Source organism: Shewanella sp. SW32 (assembly GCF_025653365.1).
Classification (GTDB): domain Bacteria; phylum Pseudomonadota; class Gammaproteobacteria; order Enterobacterales; family Shewanellaceae; genus Shewanella; species Shewanella oncorhynchi.
Genome location: NZ_JAKKSJ010000076.1, coordinates 1 through 5,305, shown reverse-complemented (window position 1 = coordinate 5,305; position 5,305 = coordinate 1). Strand labels below are relative to the sequence as shown.

The following is a 5,305-nucleotide window of genomic DNA, read 5'->3' as shown; positions in this document are numbered from 1 at the left end:
TTGGTGTGCCACCCTGGCGTTCTAGTTTTAACTGTCTCACCCATTTATCCATAGTGGATTTACCTACGTTCATCGCCTTTGCAGCTTCGATGATGCTATGGTTTTTATCGAGGACTAATTGGGCAGCTTCAAGTTTGAATTCAGCAATAAATGTTTTTCTGGTTGTCGATCTCATGTGTTCACCTAAAGTCATCTACGAGGTAATAATATCACCTCTATTTAGGTGGCCAAAATTAGTGTGCCACTACACTATTACTATTTTGCTATTGTCGGCTCGGAGTCACTATCGATACACCTGTTTTGTAAATTGTGCTACACTCTGTGCTACATAAACCCCGTCAGGTTTAGATAAGAATCAGTAAGTTAGTGAAGTAGGCTCAACAAGTGCCGCCTCCACCAATTTTACCAGAAGGGCTTAACCGCAAGGTTAAGCCCTTTTTGTTTGAACTTTCAGGCTATTACTCCTTTCGAGCTATCAATTCAAATGCGGCGGCGGGAACTGAACTGGCGTCGATAAATGAATCATGTCACTTGATCTAATCTCTATTAGATTCAGCCATTCAGACGCCGCACCTAAAAACCTACCTTTTCCCCTTTCCACCCAAAGCCCGTTTCTTCGCTCTTTGCTTCTGAGCCGCTTTGCCGTTACGTCTAGGTTCGGTATCCATCTTATTAAAGTCGGGTTCAAAGCCAGGTAACCATTGTTGTGGTAGACGCTTGTCGAGCACAACTTCAACTTCTTCCAATAATAGGGAGTCCTCTTGACTAAAGAGGGTGATGGCAAGCCCTGCACTACCCGCTCGACCTGTGCGACCGATACGATGAATATAATCTTCGGCGATAAAGGGTAGCTCAAAGTTGATCACATATTTAAGCTCGACGATATCTAGGCCTCTGGCGGCGACATCCGTTGCCACTAGCACTTGAATTTTGCCTTGTTTAAATTCCTGCAAAACTTTCTCGCGCGCGCCTTGAGACAAGTCACCGTGAAACGCCTGAGTGATAATATCGGCTTTATTGAGTTGCTGAACCAGTTTATCGACGCCTTGCTTAGTGCGGCTAAAAATCAACACTTGATGCCAGTTTTTACTGCGTACCAGATGGCTGACGAGTTCGGTTTTACGGTCGGCGTCGACGGCATAAACCACTTGTTCAATTTCGGCAGCGGTCGTGTTGCGCTTGGCAACTTCAATCAACTTGGGATCGCGCAGTAAGGTTTTACTTAAGCTGAAGATAGCGGCATCTAAAGTGGCAGAAAATAACAGGGTTTGTCTGTCACTCGGTACTTGCTTGAGCACGGCTTGAATTTCATCCATAAACCCCATGTCGAGCATGCGGTCGGCTTCATCAAAAACAAGCACACTCAATTGCTTAAGATTTAATGCACCTTGCCTAAGGTGGTCAAGTAAGCGACCCGGTGTTGCGATTAACACATCAATCCCTGCATTAAACACAGCGACCTGCGCATCGATACTCACACCGCCGTAGGCGATACCGATACGAATATCAGTCCCTTTAGCGTACTTAACAAAACTCTGCTGTACCTGCACCGCCAGTTCACGTGTCGGCACTAAGACTAATGCGCGTACGGGTCTCACAGTTATTAATTCTTGCGAAGGGCTGAGAGCCAACAAATGATGCAAGATAGGCAAGGCGAACGCAGCGGTTTTGCCTGTACCCGTTTGGGCGCCAGCCATCACATCCCGTTTAGCTAAGATGGCAGGGATCGCTTCTAACTGGATTGGCGTTGGCGATTCATAGCCAAGAACCGCTAAGGTATTAACTAACGTGGAGTTTAAGGATAAGGCACTAAAAGACATTGCGGTTAACCACTGAAAATAATGGCTAGAATTTTAGCAGACACAACCCTAAGCGACTAGCGGCATAGCGCTAGTCCTCTTGTTATATGCAAACTTGTTTTACGATAAAAATGCGTCGAGATCTTCAGCTAGCTGCGGACGACTAAAGAGATAACCTTGGGCTTGATCGCACTGGTTTTGTTGCAGAAAATCAGCTTGCTCTTTAGTTTCAACCCCTTCAGCGATAATTTCCAGCTTCAACGCATGTCCAAGCGCAATCACAGCCTTAGCGATAGCGGTATTGTTGGTATCGAAGGGAATGTCTCGCACAAAAGATTGATCAATTTTCAATTTATGAATAGGCAGTTTTTTCAAATAGTTGAGCGATGAATAGCCAGTACCAAAATCATCAACCGATAATTCGATGCCCAGATCGCCAAGTCGCTTTAAGTCACGGATAGCAAGATCAGGGTTCTGCATCATCACACTTTCGGTCACTTCAAGCTCTAAATGCTTGGCGGGCAAACCCGTTTCAGCTAAGACACGTTTCACATCATCCACAAAGGAACTGCGCTGTAACTGTTGTCCTGCCACGTTCACGGCAATACGGCCAAAATGTTTGCCTTCACTAAGCCAGCGCATGCCTTGACGGCAAGCGGTTTCTAAAACCCATAAGCCAATTTCATGGATAAGACCTATTTTTTCTGCCACAGGAATAAATATCGCGGGAGAAATCAACCCCAGTTGAGGATCGTGCCAACGCAGTAGCGCTTCAAATCCCACGGTTTGTCGAGTCACTAAATCAAGTTTTGGCTGGTACATTAAGTACAAAGCATTTTGCTCAATCGCGCCGTAGAGGGCACTTTGCAGCTTAAGATGCTCAAAAGACTGTTGAGTTAAGGACTCTGTATAAAAAGCATAATTATTGCGGCCATCATTTTTGGCGCGATACATGGCCGCATCGGCGTTACGCAGTAAAGTGTCCGCATCGGTTCCATCATTTGGATACAAAGAAACGCCCATACTCGCCGTTAAACGTAAGTGGTCGCCCGTGCTCACAATAAAAGGTTGCTCAAACACTTGGCGCAATTGATTTATGGCAACTGCGGCATCTGCACTATTGTCGATCCCTGAAATCAATGCCACAAACTCATCGCCACCAATCCGTGATAACACATCCTGATCGCCTACTTGGCTGCGTAAACGCTTGGCAAGCTCAACTAACATTTCATCGCCTATACTGTGGCCAAAACTGTCGTTGATATGCTTGAACAAATCGACATCAATCATCACTGTCGCTAATTGCAAATTCAGCCGCTTAGCTTGTCGCACTTCTTGCTTAAGCTGCATCATGAACTTCATGCGATTGGGCAAATGCGTTAGCGGGTCAAAATACGCTAAGTGCGTGAGTTGCGCTTCATTCTCTTTCTGGGCTGAAATATCGGCAAACACAGCGACAAAATAACGCACATCTCCAACGTCATCATAAATAGTGCTTATGGTGATATTTTGCGGAAAAATCGTGCCGTTCTTGCGCCGATTCCAAATTTCGCCATTCCATTTACCTTGAGTAAACAAGGTATTCCAGAGTTTATCGAAAAAATCTTTATCATGCCGACCCGAACTAAAAATCCGAGGATTCTGGCCGAGTAACTCTTCCCTCACATAACCTGTGATCTCAAAAAATGCACCGTTAACGTCGGTAATATTGCCATGCCGATCGGTCACAACGACACCTTCAACCGAGTTTTTAAACACATTGGTCGCCAGTGTCAGCTGTTCTTCAACTGCTTTATGCTTGGAGATGTTGCGAGTCATACCGATAACGCCCACGAGCTCCCCCTTGGCATTGAGTGTTGGGAGTTTTAGCGTTTCTAACCAAAGATGATTTTTAGCTTCACAGCCATCTAAACACTCAGCGACAATGATAGGCGTACCAGACTCGATAGCGAGCCTATCACCCTCTAGAAAAATCTCTGCAATATCAGTACCAAAGAGTTCAACATCGGATTTACCAACAATCTCACTACGGGGCATTTCCCACGCATTCTCAACACTACGATTGCAAAGAGTGTAAATGCCAGCGGCATTTTTCATCCAAATATGTTCGTCAAAACTATCGATAAAAGTTTGTAAATCGACCGTTTCGACACGACTCGGTGAACCTCGGCTTAATGTTTCAGCCGCATTATGTTGGCTCAATATCTCGCCTAACTGATGTTGAATGCTATCGCTGATAAGCTTGGCAAGTTGTAGCGTTTTTGAATCTACGCCGTGAGCCTCGTTATGATAGAAACATAAAAAGCCAAAATTTGCCCCAGATGGCCAAGCGAGAGACAAACAAATCACGCTGCCGATTGCGCTACAAGTGTGCCAATCTGAGTGCTGCCGAGTATCCATAATTAACAGAGGCTCACGTACCTGCTCAGTTAGCTGTGATACAGATAATGCAGCCGTGATTTGATGACTGCCTAATCGGGGCAATGCTGAAATCGGCTCACTCAAGCTGGACAACTTAGCATTGCTTATCGGGGGAGTAGTAGGTTTATCAATAATATCAAAGGGATTAGGAACGATTTCAGATGGTGTGACCATTGACGGCATCGCAACGGACTGGCTTATAACAGGCTGGGTGTTAGCCAAATGATTGCCACTTAGGTGGCTGAGTATTGCCTGTATTTCACTTTCAGCCGCAGAGTCTGAACTTAACATGCTGCTAAGTTCACCCGCAGCATTCCATGCTAATAACATTGCTTTACTGCTTGATATCTCAGCGACTAAATTTAAGTCACTCAACCAGTTATCCAGCTGTTGCTGCGTAATAGGTACATCTATCATCATCTTGCCAACTCAGATCTCGTTACTGCTCAATTGGCCTACGGCGAGAATACCGTAAGACCTTAAACACATGCCCAATATTGCTACAGAGGGAAAACGTTAACCAAACAGTAAAATCTCATAAAATTTTACGTTTAACATCAAATCAATACATCTCAATTGGCACTAAGGTTGGATCTAAAACTTACTCCATCATATCCACCTTTTAGGGTGGTAGAGGTCAAACCATCAAAATTCACACTAACTTACTCACACCCAGCAGACTGCTTGCACGGGTAAATCCAACTAACATTGCATTTGCTACTTTAGCACAAAATTTTAGTGTCAGTATCGCGATAAGTTTATTGAGTAACAATTAGTTAGACTTAATCAATTAAGTCTTCCCCCGATAATTCAGCACTTTCTTAGCGAGAGAAAACCATATATGGACCCATCCGGTTTGCAAGACATTCGATATCAATTTTGAGAAGAGTTCATTGCACCCATATATTCGGCCTCTTATTGAGGGATTCCTCTGGCCCTGATGGATATTTGCTTCTACTGTCCTTATCATCCCTGCGGCTTCATCAGAGCCTGTGTTTTCGTAAGGTTTTTAGTAGATCAGTCTGACTGTCTCATCATCAAATCAAGTGTCTTAGCAACTTGCTGGTTGGTTAATCGTTAACATA

Annotated in this window: 3 protein-coding genes; all 3 read right to left on the bottom strand. The window is 44.5% G+C overall.

Annotation, left to right across the window (positions count from 1 at the left end; genetic code table 11):
* Positions 1–175, bottom strand: a 175-nt coding sequence (locus L5M28_RS23725) for a transposase (RefSeq protein WP_263204113.1), incomplete at its 3' end; no start/stop codon positions are given.
* 406 nt (positions 176–581) lie between these two features.
* Positions 582–1,820 carry a DEAD/DEAH box helicase gene (locus tag L5M28_RS23720; protein ID WP_263196275.1) on the bottom strand — a complete coding sequence of 413 codons (1,239 nt, stop codon included), beginning with the start codon at positions 1,818–1,820 and terminating at the stop codon, positions 582–584.
* 99 nt (positions 1,821–1,919) lie between these two features.
* Positions 1,920–4,640 carry a bifunctional diguanylate cyclase/phosphodiesterase gene (locus L5M28_RS23715; RefSeq protein ID WP_263196277.1) on the bottom strand — a complete coding sequence of 907 codons (2,721 nt, stop codon included), beginning with the start codon at positions 4,638–4,640 and terminating at the stop codon, positions 1,920–1,922.
* Positions 4,641–5,305: the final 665 nt, after the last annotated feature.